At 50.8% G+C, this 19,133-nt stretch carries 18 protein-coding genes; 4 read left to right on the forward strand and 14 right to left on the reverse strand.

Annotation, left to right across the window (positions count from 1 at the left end; all coding sequences use genetic code 11):
* Positions 1–5 precede the first annotated feature (5 nt).
* Together thrB and thrA are read right to left on the reverse strand one after the other, a co-directional pair.
* Positions 6–938, reverse strand: coding sequence for a homoserine kinase (thrB, locus tag L2725_RS06195; protein ID WP_249248164.1), 933 nt, complete (start codon positions 936–938; stop codon positions 6–8).
* Entirely contained in the window at positions 935–3,406 is a 2,472-nt protein-coding gene (gene thrA, locus L2725_RS06200) for a bifunctional aspartate kinase/homoserine dehydrogenase I (protein ID WP_249248165.1), read from the reverse strand. The genes thrB and thrA overlap by 4 nt, the downstream gene beginning before the upstream one ends.
* 674 nt (positions 3,407–4,080) lie before the next feature.
* Between thrA and slyD the strand changes: the two genes are divergently transcribed.
* Positions 4,081–4,653 carry a peptidylprolyl isomerase gene (slyD, locus tag L2725_RS06205; RefSeq protein ID WP_249248166.1) on the forward strand — a complete coding sequence of 191 codons (573 nt, stop codon included), beginning with the start codon at positions 4,081–4,083 and terminating at the stop codon, positions 4,651–4,653.
* Between the two features lie 47 nt (positions 4,654–4,700).
* Here slyD and trpR read toward each other — a convergent pair whose 3' ends face one another.
* Positions 4,701–4,991 carry a trp operon repressor gene (gene trpR, locus L2725_RS06210; protein WP_249248167.1) on the reverse strand — a complete coding sequence of 97 codons (291 nt, stop codon included), beginning with the start codon at positions 4,989–4,991 and terminating at the stop codon, positions 4,701–4,703.
* A gap of 238 nt (positions 4,992–5,229) precedes the next feature.
* Here trpR and L2725_RS06215 point away from each other — a divergent pair, with 238 nt between their 5' ends.
* Complete coding sequence (locus L2725_RS06215) at positions 5,230–5,679, forward strand: c-type cytochrome (RefSeq protein WP_115135758.1); 450 nt, start codon at positions 5,230–5,232, stop codon at positions 5,677–5,679.
* 79 nt (positions 5,680–5,758) lie between these two features.
* On the opposite strand, the gene L2725_RS06220 is transcribed toward L2725_RS06215, so the two are convergent.
* Positions 5,759–6,424: a cytochrome b/b6 domain-containing protein gene (locus L2725_RS06220; protein WP_249248168.1), complete on the reverse strand. Its 666-nt coding sequence runs from the start codon at positions 6,422–6,424 to the stop codon at positions 5,759–5,761.
* A 350-nt stretch (positions 6,425–6,774) separates the two neighbouring features.
* On the opposite strand from L2725_RS06220, the gene hpf reads away from it, so the two are divergent.
* Entirely contained in the window at positions 6,775–7,128 is a 354-nt protein-coding gene (gene hpf, locus L2725_RS06225; RefSeq protein ID WP_115135761.1) for a ribosome hibernation-promoting factor, HPF/YfiA family, read from the forward strand.
* Between the two features lie 245 nt (positions 7,129–7,373).
* Entirely contained in the window at positions 7,374–9,227 is a 1,854-nt protein-coding gene (locus L2725_RS06230) for a chorismate mutase (RefSeq protein ID WP_249248169.1), read from the forward strand.
* 70 nt (positions 9,228–9,297) lie between these two features.
* Here L2725_RS06230 and L2725_RS06235 read toward each other — a convergent pair whose 3' ends face one another.
* The 10 genes from L2725_RS06235 to ffh form a co-directional block, all read right to left on the reverse strand.
* A complete protein-coding gene (locus L2725_RS06235; protein WP_249248170.1) occupies positions 9,298–9,630 on the reverse strand; it encodes a hypothetical protein in 333 nt (110 codons plus the stop codon).
* Between the two features lie 153 nt (positions 9,631–9,783).
* Positions 9,784–10,989 (reverse strand): FAD-binding oxidoreductase, encoded by a 1,206-nt coding sequence (locus tag L2725_RS06240; protein WP_249248171.1) that lies wholly within the window; start codon positions 10,987–10,989, stop codon positions 9,784–9,786.
* 58 nt (positions 10,990–11,047) lie between these two features.
* Positions 11,048–12,709 (reverse strand): hydroxylamine reductase, encoded by a 1,662-nt coding sequence (gene hcp / locus L2725_RS06245; protein WP_249248172.1) that lies wholly within the window; start codon positions 12,707–12,709, stop codon positions 11,048–11,050.
* 240 nt (positions 12,710–12,949) lie between these two features.
* Positions 12,950–14,092 carry a bifunctional chorismate mutase/prephenate dehydrogenase gene (gene tyrA / locus L2725_RS06250; protein ID WP_249248173.1) on the reverse strand — a complete coding sequence of 381 codons (1,143 nt, stop codon included), beginning with the start codon at positions 14,090–14,092 and terminating at the stop codon, positions 12,950–12,952.
* Positions 14,093–14,116: 24 nt separating this feature from the next.
* Entirely contained in the window at positions 14,117–15,208 is a 1,092-nt protein-coding gene (locus L2725_RS06255) for a 3-deoxy-7-phosphoheptulonate synthase (protein ID WP_249248174.1), read from the reverse strand.
* 288 nt (positions 15,209–15,496) lie between these two features.
* Positions 15,497–15,847, reverse strand: a complete 351-nt coding sequence (rplS, locus tag L2725_RS06260; protein ID WP_248935060.1) for a 50S ribosomal protein L19 — start codon at positions 15,845–15,847, stop codon at positions 15,497–15,499.
* A gap of 38 nt (positions 15,848–15,885) precedes the next feature.
* The gene (gene trmD, locus L2725_RS06265; RefSeq protein ID WP_248935061.1) at positions 15,886–16,626 is read right to left on the reverse strand and encodes a tRNA (guanosine(37)-N1)-methyltransferase TrmD; all 741 of its coding nucleotides are present in this window, start codon (positions 16,624–16,626) and stop codon (positions 15,886–15,888) included.
* 15 nt (positions 16,627–16,641) lie between these two features.
* On the reverse strand, positions 16,642–17,175 hold the full coding sequence (gene rimM / locus L2725_RS06270) for a ribosome maturation factor RimM (RefSeq protein ID WP_248935062.1): 534 nt from the start codon (positions 17,173–17,175) through the stop codon (positions 16,642–16,644).
* A gap of 19 nt (positions 17,176–17,194) precedes the next feature.
* Complete coding sequence (rpsP, locus tag L2725_RS06275; protein ID WP_248935063.1) at positions 17,195–17,446, reverse strand: 30S ribosomal protein S16; 252 nt, start codon at positions 17,444–17,446, stop codon at positions 17,195–17,197.
* 236 nt (positions 17,447–17,682) lie between these two features.
* The gene (gene ffh / locus L2725_RS06280; protein WP_248935064.1) at positions 17,683–19,056 is read right to left on the reverse strand and encodes a signal recognition particle protein; all 1,374 of its coding nucleotides are present in this window, start codon (positions 19,054–19,056) and stop codon (positions 17,683–17,685) included.
* Positions 19,057–19,133 lie beyond the last annotated feature (77 nt).

The following is a 19,133-nucleotide window of genomic DNA, read 5'->3' on the forward strand; positions in this document are numbered from 1 at the left end:
ATTCCTTACACCCGCCGGGTGCCCTGCTGATCCAACTGACACACATGGACGAATCCGTCCGCTTCACACACATAATGTTCTGCAAGCCAGACGGCGGCCTGCTCGGCAAGTTGTTTATCCCGGGTTACAGAGAACAAGGTTGGGCCACTGCCTGAGATGCCGGTGACATCCATACCCAATTCATTCAATCCGGCTCGGGCCACTTCAAAGCCCGGAATTGCCGGCGCCCGATAGGGCTCGGCCAGCACATCTTTAAGTACCGACAACGCCAGTTGCGCATCCTGTTTGTAGCAGGCATGAACGAAGGTCGCCAGATTACGGCCGAAGTCGATACAGGTGCGCTTATCATATTGCTGCGGCATCAATTGACGCATTCTGGCGGTGGATAAGGACACCCCGGAGTATGCAACCACCCAATACCAGTCATCAAAAGCCGGGATAGACTCACTGATACGGCCGTGCTGCTCCAGCATCAATTGCATCCCACCCAGATAACAGGGCGCAACATTGTCATAGTGAACCGCGCCACTGATCTTGCCTTCGAACTCCCCCATCAGCTCCAGCAGCGCCTGGGGTTCACAGGGCAGTCCAAAGCACTCATTCATCGCCGCAAATGCCGCAACCACTGAGCTGGCACTTGAACCCAGACCACTGCCCACAGGCAGATTCTTCTCCAGTACCAGGGAAACGCCAGACTTGATCCCCTGAGCTTTCAGGAAAAACTCCGCGCATTGGTAAACGATATTTTGCTTAGGGTCTGATGGCAGTTTGTCAGCCCACTTGCCGCTCACAGATAACTCCACACCTGACTCTTGATGGTCAACACTAACCCTGTCTCCCAACAGGCTGCCATCAATCGGTGCCAGCGCAGCCCCCAGAAGGTCAAAACCTACGCTGACATTGCCCATGGATGCGGGCGCATAAACAGTTAAACTCATTGGCCCACCTCACGGTTCCAGTTCAGGGTCCTCAGCACATCGGCAAAGGCGCCGGCAGCAGTCACTTCTGTACCTGCTCCATAACCTCTAAGCACAAATGGAATGGGCTGGTAGTAACGGCTGTAAAACGCCAGTGCATTTTCACCGCCTTTAACACTGTAGAGAGGGTCATCTTTACCTACAGCAGCGATGACTACCCGGCCCCCCTGCTCATCAATCTGGCCAACATATCTAAGCACCTTGCCCTGCTCTGCGGCCGCTTTGACCTGAGCTGCCATCCAGGCATCGGCCTTTGGCAGATTTTCCATAAAGGTGTCGACGTCACCGCTGGCATCAAACTCAGGTGGCAATGCGGATTGCACCTCTATATCATCCAGCTCCAACTGCATGCCTGCTTCCCTCGCCAAAATGAGCACCTTACGGGCCACATCCATACCACTGAGGTCATCCCTTGGATCTGGCTCAGTAAAGCACTTGTCCCGGGCAATACCCGTTGCCTCAGACAGAGACATCCCCTCATCCAGCATGCCAAAGATATAAGACAAAGAGCCGGACAAAATGCCATTGAAGTTCTTAAGTTTATCCCCGGACATCAACAACTTCTTCAGATTGTCGATTACCGGCAGACCTGCACCTACGGTGGTCTCATACAGGAACTGGCGACGATACTTAAGTGCAGCCTGACGCAGTTGTTGGTAATAGGCAAAGTCGCGGGTATTTGCTTTCTTGTTGGGGGTAACCACATGCAATCCGGCTTTCAGCAGATCCAGATAGCGACCAGCAACCTCTTCGCTGGAGGTACAATCCACCAGCACAGGATTCAAGAGTTGTTGCTCCCGGGCAAAGGACACCATGGCATCCAGATTGGCCGCCAGAGCACTTTGCTCAAGTTGATCACGCCAGCAAGCCAAATCGACACCATCAGCACTGAGCAACATCTGCCGGGAGTTCAGCACGCCACATACCCTGACACTGATATGCTCATCACGCAGTGCTGCTTGCTGCTGGCGGATCTGCTCAAGCAAGCCGGCCCCAACATTGCCACACCCCACCAGAAATACATCCAGATAATGCTGCACATCGAAAAACTTCTGATGACAGGCGCGAATAGCGTTGGGCACTTTGCGCTGCAATACCACAGCAGAAATAGAACGTTCTGAGGAGCCCTGAGCCAGCGCAATAATATTGACCCCGGCCTGAGCCAGCGCCTGAAAGAAACCGGCAGCGACACCTTTGTGGGTACGCATACCATCACCGATAAGAGAAACAATGGACAACTGATGTTGCTGTTCAATCGGCTCGAGCAATTCCGACTTCAGCTCAAGTTCAAACTCCAACTCCAATGATGCCTTCACTCTGGCAGCATCCGAGGTGGCGACGCAGAAGCTGATACTGTATTCAGAAGAACTTTGAGTAATCAGAGATACAGACACACCGATACGGGCAATTGCTTCCAACACCCGGCTGGCCATACCGACCATCCCTTTCATCCCGGGCCCGGACACATCAAACATGGTTTGGTTATCCAGATTGGAAATCGCTTTCACCTGCAGACCAGTCTGATCCGGTTCGTTGGATACCAGAGTTCCTGGGGCTGCCGGGTTCATAGTATTTTTGATATAGCAGGGAATATGGTATTGGGCTATTGGGGAGATGGTTTTTGGGTGCAATACCTTGGCACCAAAATAGGACAGCTCCATCGCTTCCTGATAGCTCAGTTGGGACAGCAACTTGGCGTCGGCTACCAGCCTGGGGTCGGTATTGTAAACACCATCCACATCGGTCCAAATCTCACAGGCGCTTGCATCCAGGCAGGCAGCCAATACAGCGGCAGAGTAATCAGAACCATTGCGCCCCAAACAGACAGGGTTACCCTGACCATCACCAGCGGTAAAACCTGGCATTACCGACACCCGATTAGCCGACAAATCCAGAGCGGCAAAATTCGGCTTACTGGCATCAATATCGACCATAGCCTCTTTAACGCCACCCACGCCCAGCAGCATTTCGGCCGGCTGGATAAGACAGCCATCCAGATCTTTGTGCTTCATCAATTCGATCATCAGGGCCGCAGACATAGCTTCACCGGCGGTAACGACCTGAGCATAAACAGGGTCAGGACAAGAGCGCAGCAAGCTAATGCCGGACAGTAAATTACGCCAGCGAGCGACCTGTGCCGCCAAAACCTGTTCCAGAGACTCGAATTGGGCCAAACTCAGCTCTTTATCCTGCAGTGCTGAGGCAAACAAACCGTTAAACAGCGACTCGACCCGACCCAGCAATACACTGTATTCCTGACCGTTCCGGGCAAGTTCCACCAACTCCAGCAGTGAGTTGGTCACTGTGGCGGGCGCCGACAGAACCAGCGCAACACCCTGCTGCTGAGTCTGCTCAGCTGCCAACTGCGCAACGGCTCGGAACCTTTCCCAATTGGCCAGAGAGGTGCCCCCAAATTTCATGACTTTCATCTTTATCTCCCTATTCCCGCTCTGTCCAAAGAAGAAAACAAAAAAGCCCGCTCCTTTGGTGGGAGCGGGCTTTTATTGAATCTGTTATTTTCAGGGTGTAATCAGCCCGCCCCCACTATGGTAATAGTGGTGGTTGTAATGGTGGTAATTACAACGTGGCGATGATTAAGCATGACTAAAAGTGTTTACCCTGCGGTTAATGTATAAACAGCATTGCTTGAAACGACGGTGACTGTCAAGCCCCTGTTTCCAATAAAAACAGACTAATTTATAACTTCATTCATTCTGTTTGACCCGACCGGCATTTTCATAAGTTTCAACAGCCCCAAAATAACGATTTTCATCAGGTTTTCAGCTTACGCCAACGTAATGACAGAACATTACACTTCAGCAAAACCCTATATATATCTGAATTTTAAATCCAACCCTTCTATCTTGAATTGCAATTATTACGCTGAATCACACTTGGACGCAATTTGAGGCGAAGCACGCTTTTACTCATATTCCGAGGCTTATCACTGCGCTCACATACCCGCCATCGCTCGGTCTTTGTGCGTGCTGCAGCACACGGCTGACGCACAAACCTGTGCTTTGAATAACAGAAGTACGGGGTTTCCATCGCCAACCGGGAAAAACCAGAGTATGATGCCGCCCAAAGTCAGATTGGAGGCATTATGAAAATCTCTCAACATACAGTTCCAAGCATTCACTATCGTCTGAGCAACCAGCAGGGCGAAGTGTTGGAAAGTTCTTTTGATATGCAGCCTATGGTTTACCTGCACGGTGCCAACAACCTGATCCCGGGTCTGGAAAAAGCACTGGAAGGAAAGGCTACAGGCGACATCGTTGACGTGACTGTTGACGCTGAAGACGCATACGGTCCTTACCATGATGGCCTGCGTCAGGAAGTTCCCCTGAGCGCTTTTGGTGATATCGAAGATATTATCCCAGGTATGCGCTTTATCGCTGAGACCGAAATGGGTCAGCGTCCGGTCCAGGTGACTGAAGTTAAAGATGATACTGTCGTGGTAGATGGTAACCACCCTCTGGCAGGCCAGGCACTGGTATTCCACGTTGAAGTGATGGATATCCGTGAAGCCACAGAAGAAGAGATCGCCCACGGTCACATCCATGCCCATGGCGGTTGTGGCAGTAAAGGCGGTTGCTGTGGCGGCGAAGGTGAAGAAGGCTGCTGCTCTGAGGAGCAAGGCGGCGGTTGCGGCAGCGGCGGTTGTGGCTGTCACTAATCCAGCCTGATGCTGAATGAAAAAACGCGCCCAAGGGCGCGTTTTTGCTATCTATTCTCTGTATCCATTATCAGCTCACATATCTCCTGCCGACGTTCAGCAGGCATCTGCTTCAGATAATTGGAGCAACGAGTGATAGTGGCGATACTGATCTCATATTCCGCCGCTATCTGGCGCTGGCTTAAATCGCCCTGAAGCAGTAATTGAAAAACCTTGAGGCGACTGGCGACGGCACTGCGCTCCTCTTCGGTCAGCAACAGATGAAATAAACTCTCCAGCTCAGCGTAATTGCTGTGGCTCAGTATTTTCTCAAGGACCAGATCCCAACTTGCTCGCATTAATCTCTCACCGTCTCAGGTAACACCCTGACAGTGTATCGATTTCCCCCGCCATCGCCAATCCGCATCATAAGTGTTTGGCCAAACTCACATCAATCCCGGGGCAATGGCAACATCAGACCGTCTCCTTTAACGACCAGAATACAATTTCTGACAAAAATCTCTGTTGAACATCAAGTTGCAACAGGTAAGATTGTCTGCGGAAATCACAAATAAACCCAACAATGTGAGAACAACAATGAAAAAGATCATGCTTTCTGTGCTGGTCGCAGCAACTTTCAGCTCTGCCGCCTTTGCCGACAATTTTAAAAAGCCCGAGGACGCCATTGAATATCGCCAGGACGTATTCGGTGCAATTGTTCATAACTTTGGTGACATGGGTGCCATGATGAAGGGCAAGAAGCCTTTCGATGCCAAAGTCTTCGAAATGCGCGCTCAAAATGTTGCAGCTCTGTCTAAGATGCCAGGCGAAGGTTTTGTTGCTGGCAGTGATAAGGGTGATACCGAAGCAAAATCCGATATCTGGAGCGATAAGGCAGATTTTGATGCCAAGATGGAAAAGTTTCAGGTAGATGCTGCAAAGCTGGCCCAAGTGGCAGCAACCGGCGATAAGAAAGCGATCAAAAAAGCCTTTGGCGCCACAGCCAAAAACTGTAAGGCTTGCCACGACAGCTACAAGAAAGACTGATCCCTTTCGCTTACCATAAAAAAACGCCGGTTCTGTGACCGGCGTTTTTGTTCAATCTTATCCGTCCCACAGATAGGGATTAGTACATATTGCTGTAAACAGGCCAGATCAGAAAGTAGCCCATTAGCGCGCCGATAACCGCCAGAATCACTAATGCCTGCCATAATGGGGCAAATTGCAGGTTACGCTCTGCAATCCCCTGTCGACGGCCGGTAAACATAGCGCCCAGCAAGGCATCGCCTTTAAACATATGTACCAACACCGCCAGTACATGAAGCCCCACCAACACCAGAATAAAATCAAAGTTCTTCTTGTGAACCCAGGTCATCCAGTCTGCGGTGTTTGAGCTGACATAGGCGTATAAAGGCCCTTCAGTAAAGACATCATCTGTGGCGAACAGCCCCGTAGTGAATTGCGCCGCAATGGCCAGCAACATGACTACCACCATATAGCCACCCAAAGGATTATGGCCGCTGTGAGGTGTCACCCCACGGGTTTTGAGTGAAGAGGCATAACCGATTACTGTGCGTGGACCATGAACAAAGTCTCTGAACCTACTGGTGTCACTGCCTATAAATCCCCAGATAACCCTGAAAAGCAGCAATGCGCCCAGACTGTATGCCAGCACCATATGCCACTCCATCTCGCCTGCGTCAGCAGTCCACCAAAGTCCGCCAATAAGTGCCACCAACGCCCAGTGAAACAATCTGGTGGGGAAGTCCCACACTTTCACACTTGCGCTCATCGTTATTCCCTTAAAATAAAAATGTGATCTCTGGCAGGCATTCTACTCAAGACAAAGCAGAAACTTAATCGGATTTACTTGAATTGACACTGGGAAATTGAAATGAGAGGGAGTAAAAAAACAGCAATGTAGGAGGAGGTATCAGCTGGGTGCAATAGACTTATCTATTCGAATATGACCTGCAAAACAGAGGATTACAAGCAGAATCGGGACAATTTAAGCGATTTCTGTTCAAGTGCCGAAATCTTCCTCAAACAACTCACCAGAGGTACAAAAACGTGATTTAGCGCACGACTTTCGCCAGGGATATTGCTAGTCTGAATTCAGGGAAACAACAGAAGGTTCTATATATGTTAAAAATTACCAGCAAGCACCTTGAAGTCACTGCTCCCATCCGCGAACGCGTTGAAAGTCGTCTGGCGAAATTGGAGCGCTATGACATTCAACTGATTAATCCCCACGTTATTATCAGTGAAGAAAAACCCCTGTTTAAAATTGAGGCCACGGTAAAAGTGCCACAGGGAGAGTTGTTCGCCCAAGCTAAACACGAAAACCTGTACAATGCCATCAACGCCATGGGCCAAAAACTGCAAAAGCAGCTGAATAGACTTGCCCACAAAGATGAGGCAAAACGTCATACCGGTAAACTGCCAGCTGAGGATATTGAAGAGGAAGAAGCTGAATACGACGAATATGTCGCCTGACATCCGGTAAAACAATTAAGCACGCCATAGTGGCGTGCTTTTTTGATCCTGTAAATCAAGGAATTTTTGATTGACACTCAAGCCGGTGATGCTTACCTTCATAAACTATGAACAGCATGTCACAACACTTTTTTATTTTCTTTTTTGCACCACCAACTCCGGAGGCGGCTTAAAGGTGTCAAAAAGAAAATAAAAAGTCAGCCTCCCACATGGGGGGCTTTTTTATATGATTTTCAGAGGTAACCATGGACAAACCACCTGCTCTCACGGAGATACGTAAGGCTATCAGCGCTATTGATAAAGATATGCTGGCTCTGCTTGCCCAGCGCAAGCATCTGGCACTGGACGTGGCTCGCAGCAAAGAGGTCGATATTCATCCTATTCGAGATACCCAAAGAGAAAAAGAGCTGCTGGCGAGACTGGTAAAGCAGGGACGTGAGCAGGGGCTGGATGCTCACTTTGTGCTGACCCTGTACCAAACCATTATCGAAGACTCAGTACTGAGTCAGCAGGCATTTTTGCAGGGGCGGGCCAATCCTGACGTCACCAAACAGCAGTACTGTGTCGCCTATCTGGGCGCCCGCGGCTCCTATTCGCACCTTGCAGCCACCCGCTACTGCCAACGACGCTCGTTTGAGATGCTGGATCTGGGTTGCCAAAGCTTTGATGAGATTATCAATGCCGTTGAATCCGGCCATGCCGATTATGGGTTTCTGCCCATAGAGAACACCTCATCCGGCTCTATCAATGAGGTCTATGACCTGCTGCAGCACACCAGCCTGGCCATTGTTGGTGAAACGACTATTGAGGTTGGTCATTGCTTGCTGGCAAAACCGGGAACAAAACTGGAACAGGTCACCACACTGTTTGCTCATCCTCAGCCAATCAGTCAGTGCAGCCGTTATCTGAGTCAGCACAAGGATTTCAAACTTGAATACTGCGCCTCCAGTGCCGACGCCATGGACAGGATCATGCACAGTGATCGTACTGATGTCGCTGCAATTGGCAGTGCTCAGGGCGGCGAGTTCTATGGACTGGAAGTGTTGCAAAACAACCTGGCTAACCAAAAGGTTAATCAAAGCCGTTTTATTGTGGTGGCCCGCAAAGCGATTGCCGTACCTGAGCAACTGCCAGCGAAAACCACTCTGATTATGGCGACAGGTCATAAGCCCGGCGCCCTGGTCGATGCACTGCTGGTACTGAAACAGCATAAATTGAACATGAGTAAGCTGGAATCCCGTCCTATTGCCGGTACGCCCTGGGAAGAGATGTTTTATCTGGATATTGAGGCTAATCTCAGGATCCCGGCGATGGAGTCCGCCCTCAAAGAGTTGGCTGAACTCACCCGCTTTATCAAGGTGCTGGGTTGCTACCCGTGCGAAACCGTTGAGCCTACGCAGCTCAGTCAAAAGCAGTTGATGATAGAGCCTGACACCTCCAAAACCGAACAACACCTGGCTGAGCAGGCGGCTGATATCAAGGTTCGACAATTCGCCCTTGGTCAGGGGCATCTGGGCATGCTCGCCAGTCTGGATGTAGATCAAGCACTGATGAACCCGGGCAATCTGGCCAAGTCTCTCAAGGAGCAGGGCTTCCAGGGGCTGGTAATCACTCAGACGGGACAACAGGCACTGGATGAGGTGATCACAGCTCTGGACAGCTTCGATTTGTGCAGTGTAGTGGAAGTCACCCACCCGGGATTACTGACCTCAGCCGCCCATGCCGACATCCTCTACATCGGCAGCGATAACATGTATAACACAGCCTTGTTGGAACAAGTCGGTACGCTGCCCGTCCCAGTCATCCTGGAAAGGCACCCGGACGCCGAAACTGAAGCTCTGCAACAGGCCGTCAGTGCGCTGCAGCAGAGCGGTAATCGTCAGGTAATCCTGGCCGAATCCGGGTTTGAAACCCGCAGCGGCAAGCGTGTATTGGACATAGGCTATTGCGAGGATTTACAGCAGGAGCTCAAATTGCCATTGCTGATCAATACTTCAAATCAGGTGACAAACGCCGCTTCCAAGGCCTGTGACGGCCTGATATTAGCGATAACGCCGGGCGAAGATTACCGCAGCCAACTCGCAGCCTGGTACTGCTGATTGTCGCACCTTCCCTGACACCAAAAAAGGGACCATCTGGTCCCTTTTTCATTGTTATACGCGCCGTGTGTTACGGCATTTCAAGACCATCGGCCAGTCTCAGCCAACCTTTAACGATGCGATTGGCAAACCAGAGTACAGCCAGCGTCAGCACCGTCAGCGCCAACCAAACCTGAGGAATACTCCAGGCCAGCAAACAGGCTCCGAGAAAGCCCAACATTGACCAGCGTTGCCATCTCAAGTGACTGCGAAGTACAGCACCTCTGGCACGCTGAGACAGGTTAATCACCAAAGCCAGCACAACAGGAACACAGGCCAGTGCGAATGCCGACATCAATCCGTATAAAATATGAGCCGGAGAGACATCTTCAGGCAACGCATTATCTGTAGTACTCAATGCCATTCAGTCTCTCCTGTCGCATTGAAATGGGACCCGGCATACAACCAACTGCATACCCACTCCCTTTAACAATACGATTGAGTCCGGAATTAAGCAATATGAGTGTAAAAAAACTCATGGGTACTGCTGAAACCCGCTCTGCCGCCACTCTGTAAACTAGACCAGAGTCAACTCGGCGTCAGAATGCAGCGTACTGGCACAGGCCAGCACGACACCCGCGGCCACCTCTTCATCAGTGAGCGTCACCCGGCTGCTGCTTCTCACCTCACCTTTCACCACCTTACACTTGCATGCACCGCAGACACCGGCTCGACAGGCGGTAATAATCGGTAGCTGCAGCTCCTTAGCAGCCTCAAGCACAGAACTGCCATTTTCTACCCGGGCCTCACTTTTCCCCCAGCTCACTGACAAACTACTGCCTGCGGTAATCTCCTCAGTTTGACAGCTCACCCCCGGAGCTTTGACGCTGCCTGATGACGGCGTGAAACTCTCCTGGTGATACCGACTCATATCGAAGCCGGCATTCTTCAGCATCTCTTTCACCGAGTGCATATAAGCTTCAGGGCCACAAACAAACACTTCACGTTCCATAGCGTCCGGCACCAAAGAGAGCAATTTAGACCAATCCAGCCTTCCTGTAACAACAGCAGCACCAGAGGACACTGTAGCCGACTCTGAAAGCTGTTCCAGCACAAACGCCAGCCTGAACTCCGACCTCGTTGCCGCCAGCTTACGCAAACGCCGTTCAAAGATGATATCCCTGTCACTGCGAGCACTGTGAACCAAGACTATATCCTTGTGGATGCGGGTGTCAGCTACGAAAGCAGTCATGGACATCATAGGAGTAATACCACTGCCGGCACTTAACAAAAGGCAGTTATCAGCATCATACTCAGCCAGGTTAAACTCCCCGGCAGGTGGCAAAGCCTTAAGCGAGTCACCAATGGCAAGTTTATCCACCAGATAGGTGGACACCATTCCGTTACTCACCTTTTTAACAGTTACCTCCAGGCTATAAGGCCGACTTGGTGAGGATGAGATGGTATAGCTGCGCCACAGTGTTTTACCGTCAACTTCGGCACCAAGCGTCACAAACTGCCCAGGCTTGAAGTGAAATCGCAAAGGATGGGATGGCTGCAATATCAAAGTCACCACATCATGGGTTTCCCGACGCTTGTCGACGCATACCAACTCAAGTTCGCCTTGTTGCCAGACGTCAGCATCAAGCCAATCCTGAACCTTTGCTTCAGGCTCTTTCTGTCTGTTTTTATCGGATGGCAACGCTTTGGCAGGCTGCTGCAGACCCGCCAATGCTCCCGCGAACGAACCGCCACAAAATGACGGCGCTTTAAAAGGATTCATGATTAAACACTCCTCAAAGGGAAAAGCGCTCTGGTGAGCGCTTTGAGGAAAACAGGGGTTAAGCAGTTTTCAGCAGTGCAGCCAAATCTGACTCCACATCTGTGGTGCCCTTGAGCCCAAATTGCTGTTCCAATACCTTCAGCAGATTGTCGGTGAGGAAAGCCGGTGCGGTTGGGCCAGTGCGAATGTTCTTAACGCCCAAAGACAGCAGGGTCAGCAAAATCACAATCGCCTTTTGCTCAAACCAGGACAATACCAGGCTCAACGGCAACTCATTGATGTCACACTCAAACACTTCAGCCAAAGCCAGCGCCAACTGAATCGCGCTGTAGGCGTCATTACACTGACCTATATCCAGCAGGCGTGGAATGCCCTGAATGTCGCCAAAGTCCAGTTTGTTGAACTTGTACTTACCGCAGCCCAACGTCAGGATCAGGCTGTCTTCAGGCACTGCACAGGCAAAGTCGGTGAAGTAACTGCGCTCGGCTTTATCGCCATCGCAACCACCCACCAAGAAGAAGTGTTTGATATTACCCGCTTTCACCTGCTCAACCACGGCAGGAGCAGCCTGCATCAGAGCGTTACGGGCAAAACCTATGGTGATCATGTGGGGGATTTCATCAAACGGGAACCCATCCAGACTCAGCGCTCTATCAACAACCAGTGAGAAATCATCCCCTTCGATATGGGTCACACCCGGCCAACCAACGATACTGCGGGTAAAGATGCGATCTGCATACTGGCCGACATTAGGGTCGATGATACAGTTGGAGGTCATCACCACAGCGCCGGGAAAAGTGGCAAACTCACGCTGCTGGTTTTGCCAGGCGCTGCCGTAATTGCCCACCAGATGCGGATATTTCTTCAATTCCGGATAAGCCAGCGCCGGTAGCATCTCACCATGGGTATAAACATTAATGCCCTTGCCTTCAGTCTGCTTAAGGATAAGCTCCAGATCTTTCATATCATGACCGGACACCAGAATCGCTTTACCCTTCACCGCCTTGGTGTTGACGTGGGTGGGCTCCGGATGACCAAAGGCGTCGGTTTCACCTTTATCCAACATGGTCATAATGCGATAGTTCAACTGACCAATCGCCATCGCCACATCAAACAAAGCGCCGGCATCGTCACTGTCAGTCGCCAGAAACGCCATCAGACGATGAAATTCAGCAGCAACGTCGGCATCGGTTTGATCCAACACCCGGGCATGCTCCATATAGGCAGCCGCACCTTTGAGACCATACAGGCACAACAGACGCAACCCCATAATATCTTCGTTAACCTCTTGTGCCCCACGGTTTGGGGCAGCCATAGGTGCCTGAGTCAGGATTTCAGCCTTGTTGGTACCAAGCACCATAGAAGCACTCAAAGGCAGCTCAGCTTCGAGGCCTCTTTCGCCGGAAGCCGCCAGGAAGGCGCTCTTGAGTCTATCTCTGTATGTTTGGGCCTGACTGGTGTACGCCATAATACGTTCATCATCAAAGTTGACGTTGGTCAGAGTGGCAAAGAAGGCCTTGGGGACAAAGGTGTCTATCTCAGCATCAACAATACCGAACTCCCGCGCCTTTAACGCGTAATGGGATACCCCTTGCAGCATATAGATCAACACATCCTGCAGGTCGGAAGTAGCTGCTAACTTACCGCACATTCCCTGGGCATAAGTACAACCGGCTCCGGCCGGGGTTCTGATGGTCTGTTCACACTGAATACAAAACATAACAAAGCTCCCATTATCATGCATATTAATTGCACGTTTTAAGTAAGCATAATAGCAGAAGGCTCTTGGTGAAAGATAAAGATACAATTTAAATACAGCTTTAAGAGCTGAGTCACAGAATGACGAATTAGCGGAAAATTAATAAAAGAGCAGCCACACCGGGCTGCCCTTAAAGAGGAGAGTTTGGGAAAGGAACGGGCTCGAGAACTGTGCTTGTCAACAGCCCTTGCTAGTGCGTTATTAGTGCGCTGGTTTCATATCATTGACCGATTGCAACATGGCGCGACTTTCATTGCGAAACTGAGGCGCAAAGTCACCAAACCACTGAGACACTTCGGCAAACCACTGCATAAAGGTTTCACGGTCACCCTTTCTAAGCAGTTCAAGTGCATTGGCATAGTTGTCCAGATAGTCACCTATCGCCTGCTGACTCTTATCCTGAGCAAAGATAATATCGGCATACAACTCCGGGCTTTGGGCGAAAAGCCGTCCAACCATAGCCAACTCCAAACGGTAAATCGGTGAGCTAAACTGGAGTAAGGACGCAATATCAGCCTGCTCCCTGCACAGGTTCAGACCATACACAAAAGTCGAGAAGTGACGCATTGCCTGCACCAACTGCATGGCTTCATCATGCTTGTCAGCACTGGCCTGAACCACCCTGGCTCCCCAAATGCCAATCTGCTCCAGCAGCCATTCGCAAGCCTCTGGTTGTCGTCCCTCACACACCACTACAACCTGTTTGGCCAGACTGCCAACATCCGGGCCGAACATAGGGTGCAAACCGACCACAGGTCCCTTATGGGTTTCCAGCATGGCTTTCAGAGGTGCTTCTTTCACCGAAGTCAGATCAGCCAGAATACAGTGCTCAGGTAAATTACCCAGCTTGTCTCTGATAAGCTCGCAGGTCAGACGGATCGGCACACTCACCAATACCAGACCGACACCGTCCAAAATCGAATCCGCTTGCTGCCAGTCATCCTTATCCAGAGAATGAACCTGATAACCGGACAGGGTCAGCATCTGACCAAATAACTTGCCCAGAGCGCCTTCACCACCAATGATCACCACCTTGCCAAGATCGGTTTTTACCTGCTTAAAGCCCATATCTTTCTCATTCAGATAGGACTCGCGCATCAGGCGCCTGAGGATATCTTCGATTAGCTGCGGTGGAATGCCCATGTCGCTGGCTTCCGTTCGGCGTTTGGCCAGCATATTGGCCTCTCGCTGAGGGGCATAGATGGGTAAACCGGCGCCATGCTTTACTACTCCTACCCTGGCAACCAGGTCCAGTCGCTTGCGAATTAAGTCCAGCAACTGCTGATCAACTTCATCAATTTTATCTCTGAGCTGCTCCAGCTCAGCGGTGGTTTTCTCAGTCATACTACTTCTGTCCTGATCCTGACTTTATTCGTTGGCGGCTTTAAGCATACTAAAGCGACCGGGTAACACCAGCGACAATTGTGATGCCCCTTCCCTGAGCAGCGACTCAGTACTGTCCCAATCAATACAGGCATCGGTTACCGAGACGCCGTATTCAAGTTCATGCAATGGTTTGGATGAGGACTGATTGCCCTCCTTCAGATGACTCTCCAGCATAATGCCGATCACAGAAGTGTTGCCCTGCTCTATTTGGTTAAAGATATCCTGACACACCAGAGGCTGGCGTCTGTGATCTTTACTTGAATTACCATGGCTGCAATCCACCACCAGGCGGGCATTTAACCCGGCGCCATGCAGTTGTTGCTCACATTCATTGATACTGTCAGCATCGAAATTTGGCTTTTTTCCCCCCCGCAGGATCACATGACCATCCGGGTTACCATTGGTTTGCAACAGTGCCACCTGCCCTGCCTGATTGATTCCCATAAAACGATGAGAGCTCGCCGCCGCTTGCAGCGCATTAATGGCGACATCCAGCTTGCCGTCTGTACCATTTTTAAAACCAACCGGCATAGACAAACCAGATGCCATCTCTCTGTGGGTTTGTGATTCAGTCGTGCGGGCACCAATCGCTGACCAGGTCACCAGCTCTGACAAGTATTGAGGACTGATAGGATCCAATGCTTCAGTGGCCACAGGCAACTCCAGCTCAGCCAGATACAGCATCAGCTCACGGGCCATCTTCAGGCCTTTTTCCACGTCAAAGGAACCATCCATATCCGGGTCGTTGATAAGGCCCTTCCAGCCCACAGTGGTTCTGGGCTTTTCAAAGTACACCCGCATCAGGATGAAGAATTCACCTTTAAGCTCATCATGCAGCTTTTTCAGTTTGTGGGCATACTCTTTGGCAGCATCTATATCGTGGATAGAGCATGGCCCTGCGACCACCAGAATACGGCTATCCCGTTTGTGGACTATGTCAGATACCGTCTGCCTGGAACGCAGCACATAATCACGTGCATGCTGTGACAGGGGCAAAGCCAGTTTCAACTCCGCCGGGGTAATCAGTACTTTCTCTGCCGTGATATGCACGTTTTCTATTTGCTGCTGTTCCATACGCTTTTCCTGCTGTTGCTGTTACTTCATTACCCTGTCGATTTCCACTCACTAAAGTGGACAATCGCACCATTGTAACGCTACACCATTACACCTTGCCTGAGATGATACGGACTCTCAAGCGTTATTTCACTGATCGTTAGAATTTTTTATATAGAAGGTATTGGGAGGGAGATACTGAACAACACAGGGCTGGATTGAAAATAAAATGATAGAAACAAAAACCCGCCACAAGGGCGGGTCTTCGTGCGAACACTTAACGTCTTTTTTGTACAGCGAACTAAGTAATTACTTAGCCAGCTTCTCACGGATACGTGCAGACTTACCTGAACGCTCACGCAGATAGTACAGTTTGGCGCGACGAACGCGACCACGACGCTTCACTTCAATGCCGGCGATTGCTGGGCTGTGAGTTTGGAAAGTACGCTCAACGCCTTCGCCGTTAGAGATCTTACGTACGGTGAAACCAGAGTGCAGGCCACGGTTACGCTTGGCAATTACTACACCTTCGAACGCCTGCAGACGCTCTTTTTCACCTTCTTTAACACGTACCTGTACAACTACGGTATCACCAGCGCCGAACTCTGGTACGTCTTTTTTCATTTGCTCTTCGTTGAGCATCTTGATGATGTTGTTCATAAACACTCCATCCTAGTAATAACTGAGCTACGACTGGATCAATTGTCCGTTTCATCAACGAACTGAGCCAACAGTCTCTTTTGTTCGTCAGTCAGAGCTAGATTTTCAAATAATTCTGGTCGTCTGAGGAAAGTTCTACCGAGACTTTGCTTCAAACGCCAGCGTCTAATTTCTTCGTGGTTGCCGCTTAGCAGTACTGCCGGTACGTCAAACCCTTCCAAAGACTCAGGTCGCGTATAGTGGGGGCAATCCAGTAAACCGTCAGAGAAGGAGTCCTGCTCTGCACTGGCCTGTTTTCCCAGCACGCCGGGAACCAGTCTGGATACCGCATCGATAAGCGTCATTGCCGGTAATTCACCGCCCGAAAGCACGTAATCGCCGATTGACCACTCCTCGTCCACTTCAGTCTGAATGATGCGCTCATCGATACCTTCGTAACGACCACACACCAAAATCAACTTCTGTGATACTGCCAGCTCTGATGCGCCACGCTGTGTCAGCTTGCGCCCCTGAGGAGACAGATAAATCACTTTTGCGCCTTCACCTGCTGCAGCTTTCGCTGCATGAATGGCATCACGCAAAGGCTGCACCATCATCAACATTCCAGGTCCACCGCCGTAAGGTCGGTCATCAACCGTGTTATGTCTGTCATGTGTGAAATCACGGGGATTCCACGTGTGCAACTCCAGCAGACCGTTTTTAACGGCCCGACCCGTCACTCCGTAGTCGGTGATGGCACGAAACATTTCAGGAAAAAGGGTTACGACCCCTAACCACATGTGTTGTACCTCGACTTAAAAGTCCGGATCCCAATCCACTAAAATCTGTTTGGCCTCGCTGTCCACCTTGATGATGAACTGCTCGGTAACAAAGGGAATCATTCGCTCCCCTTTGCCAAAGGCATCTTTGGCGTTGGCTTTAACAACCAGAACATCGTTGGAACCTGTTTCCAGGATCTGGTCAACTTTGCCCATGTTGTAGCCTTTGGTGTTGACCACCTCACAGCCGATAAGGTCGCGCCAGTAGAACTCGTCTTCCGGCAGGTTTTCCATCTGCTCGGGCAGGATGGCAATCTCACAATTTGTCAGTGCCTGTGCCTGCTCCCGGGTAGTGATGCCTTCGAGCTCAGCCACTACGGCTTTGCCACCATGAATGCGCCACTGGGAAACCTTAACCTCACGCCATTTTCCCTGTTCAAACAGCAACCAGGGAGAATAGTCAAAAATACCTTCCATCGATTCGGTATAAGCGGTGATCTTCATCCAACCTTTTACACCGTAGCATGCGCCAATTTTGCCCAGTACTATCGGCTGTTGGTTACTGCTCATCAACTATACCTTTACGCTATTAAGCAGCAGCTTTACGAGCGTCTTTGATCAGCTTTGCTACGCGATCAGTAGTTGCAGCACCAGTACCAACCCAGTGATCAACACGGTCCAGGTCCAGACGCAGAGTCTCTTCCTGACCACGAGCCAGAGGGTTGAAGAAACCGATGCGCTCGATGAAACGACCGTCACGGGCGTTGCGGCTGTCAGCAACTACGATGTTGTAAAAAGGACGCTTTTTAGCGCCACCACGAGCTAAACGAATGGTAACCATGCGTTAGTAATCCTCTAATGATTTGCATTGAAGCAAAAATAAAAACTGGAACCCCGTGTTCGCGAAGAGTCCCAGCAAAGAAAGCCGGAAGATTTTACCTGACTTTTCAGCTAATGCAACCGCCCAGCTCGAAATTTACGCCGAGGTCAGGGCCACATATTCAGCAGGGAATGTCAGGTTGACGTTCCAAAGAAACGCCCGCTCTGCCCTTCCGCGACAGAGCGATAAATAAGTTATCAGCGGCCGGGGAACTTCATACCCGGAGGCATCATGCCTTTCATGCCACGCATCATCTTTTGCATACCGCCCTTGGAAGACATCTTTTTCATCATCTTCTGCATCTGGGTGAACTGCTTGAGCAGGCGGTTTACGTCCTGAATTTGCGTGCCGGAACCCGCTGCGATACGACGCTTACGCGAGCCCTTAATAATATCAGGGTTGCGACGTTCTGCCGGGGTCATGGAGTTAATGATGGCTTCCATCTGTCCGGTCATCTTACCGTTCTGTACCTGAGCCAGAGCATCAGGAGGCAGTTGACCAACACCTGGCAGCTTCTCCAGCATGCCCATCATGCCACCCATGTTTTTCATCTGCTGCAGTTGGTCGCGAAAATCTTCCAGATCAAAGCCGCCGCCAGACTTCACCTTGGAAGCCAGCTTCATAGCCTTGTCTTTATCGACACCACGTTCAACCTGCTCAATCAGCGACAGTACGTCACCCATGCCCAGAATACGGGACGCAACACGATCCGGATGGAAAGGCTCCAGCGCATCAGTCTTCTCGCCCACACCCAGGAATTTAATTGGCTTACCTGTGATATGACGGATAGACAGGGCGGCACCACCACGGGCGTCACCATCCACCTTGGTCAGTACCACACCAGTCAATGGCAGGGCTTCATTGAATGCCTTGGCCGTATTGGCAGCATCCTGACCTGTCATGGCATCAACCACAAACAGGGTTTCTACCGGATTAACGGCGGCGTGCAGTGCTTTAATTTCATCCATCATGCCTTCATCGACATGCAGACGACCTGCGGTATCCAGAATCACCACATCGATAAACTTCAGCTTGGCATGAGCCATGGCGGCATTGGCGATATCGATAGGCTTTTGGCTTACATCGGATGGGAAGAACTCAACATTGACTTCACCGGCCAGGGTTTCCAACTGTTTGATAGCAGCCGGGCGATATACGTCGGCACTGACCACAAGCACAGATTTCTTCTGGCGTTCTCTCAGGAACTTGGCAAGCTTGGCAACAGAGGTGGTTTTACCGGCACCCTGCAGACCCGCCATCATAATCACGGCGGGAGGTTGCGCAGCCAAATCCAGGGCTTCGTTGGACTCGCCCATGGCTTTTTCCAACTCGCTCTGAACAATCTTGATGAAGACCTGGCCCGGACTCAGGCTCTTGGTGACTTCCTGGCCAACCGCACGCTCCTTCACGGCATTAACGAATTCCCGTACCACAGGCAGGGCTACGTCAGCCTCCAGCAGTGCCATACGGACTTCGCGCAGGGTTTCCTTAATGTTGTCTTCGGTTAAGCGACCACGACCACTGATATTCTTCAGCGTTCGCGACAGTCTGTCAGTCAGGTTCTCAAACATCTTCCTGTGCAATACCTTGTAAGCATCTTCAATATTGGCCTGTATTATAGCGATGCCTGAGCAATTAGCTACTACAG

This window comes from Shewanella corallii (assembly GCF_023349125.1).
In the GTDB taxonomy this organism is placed as follows: Bacteria; Pseudomonadota; Gammaproteobacteria; order Enterobacterales; family Shewanellaceae; genus Shewanella; species Shewanella corallii.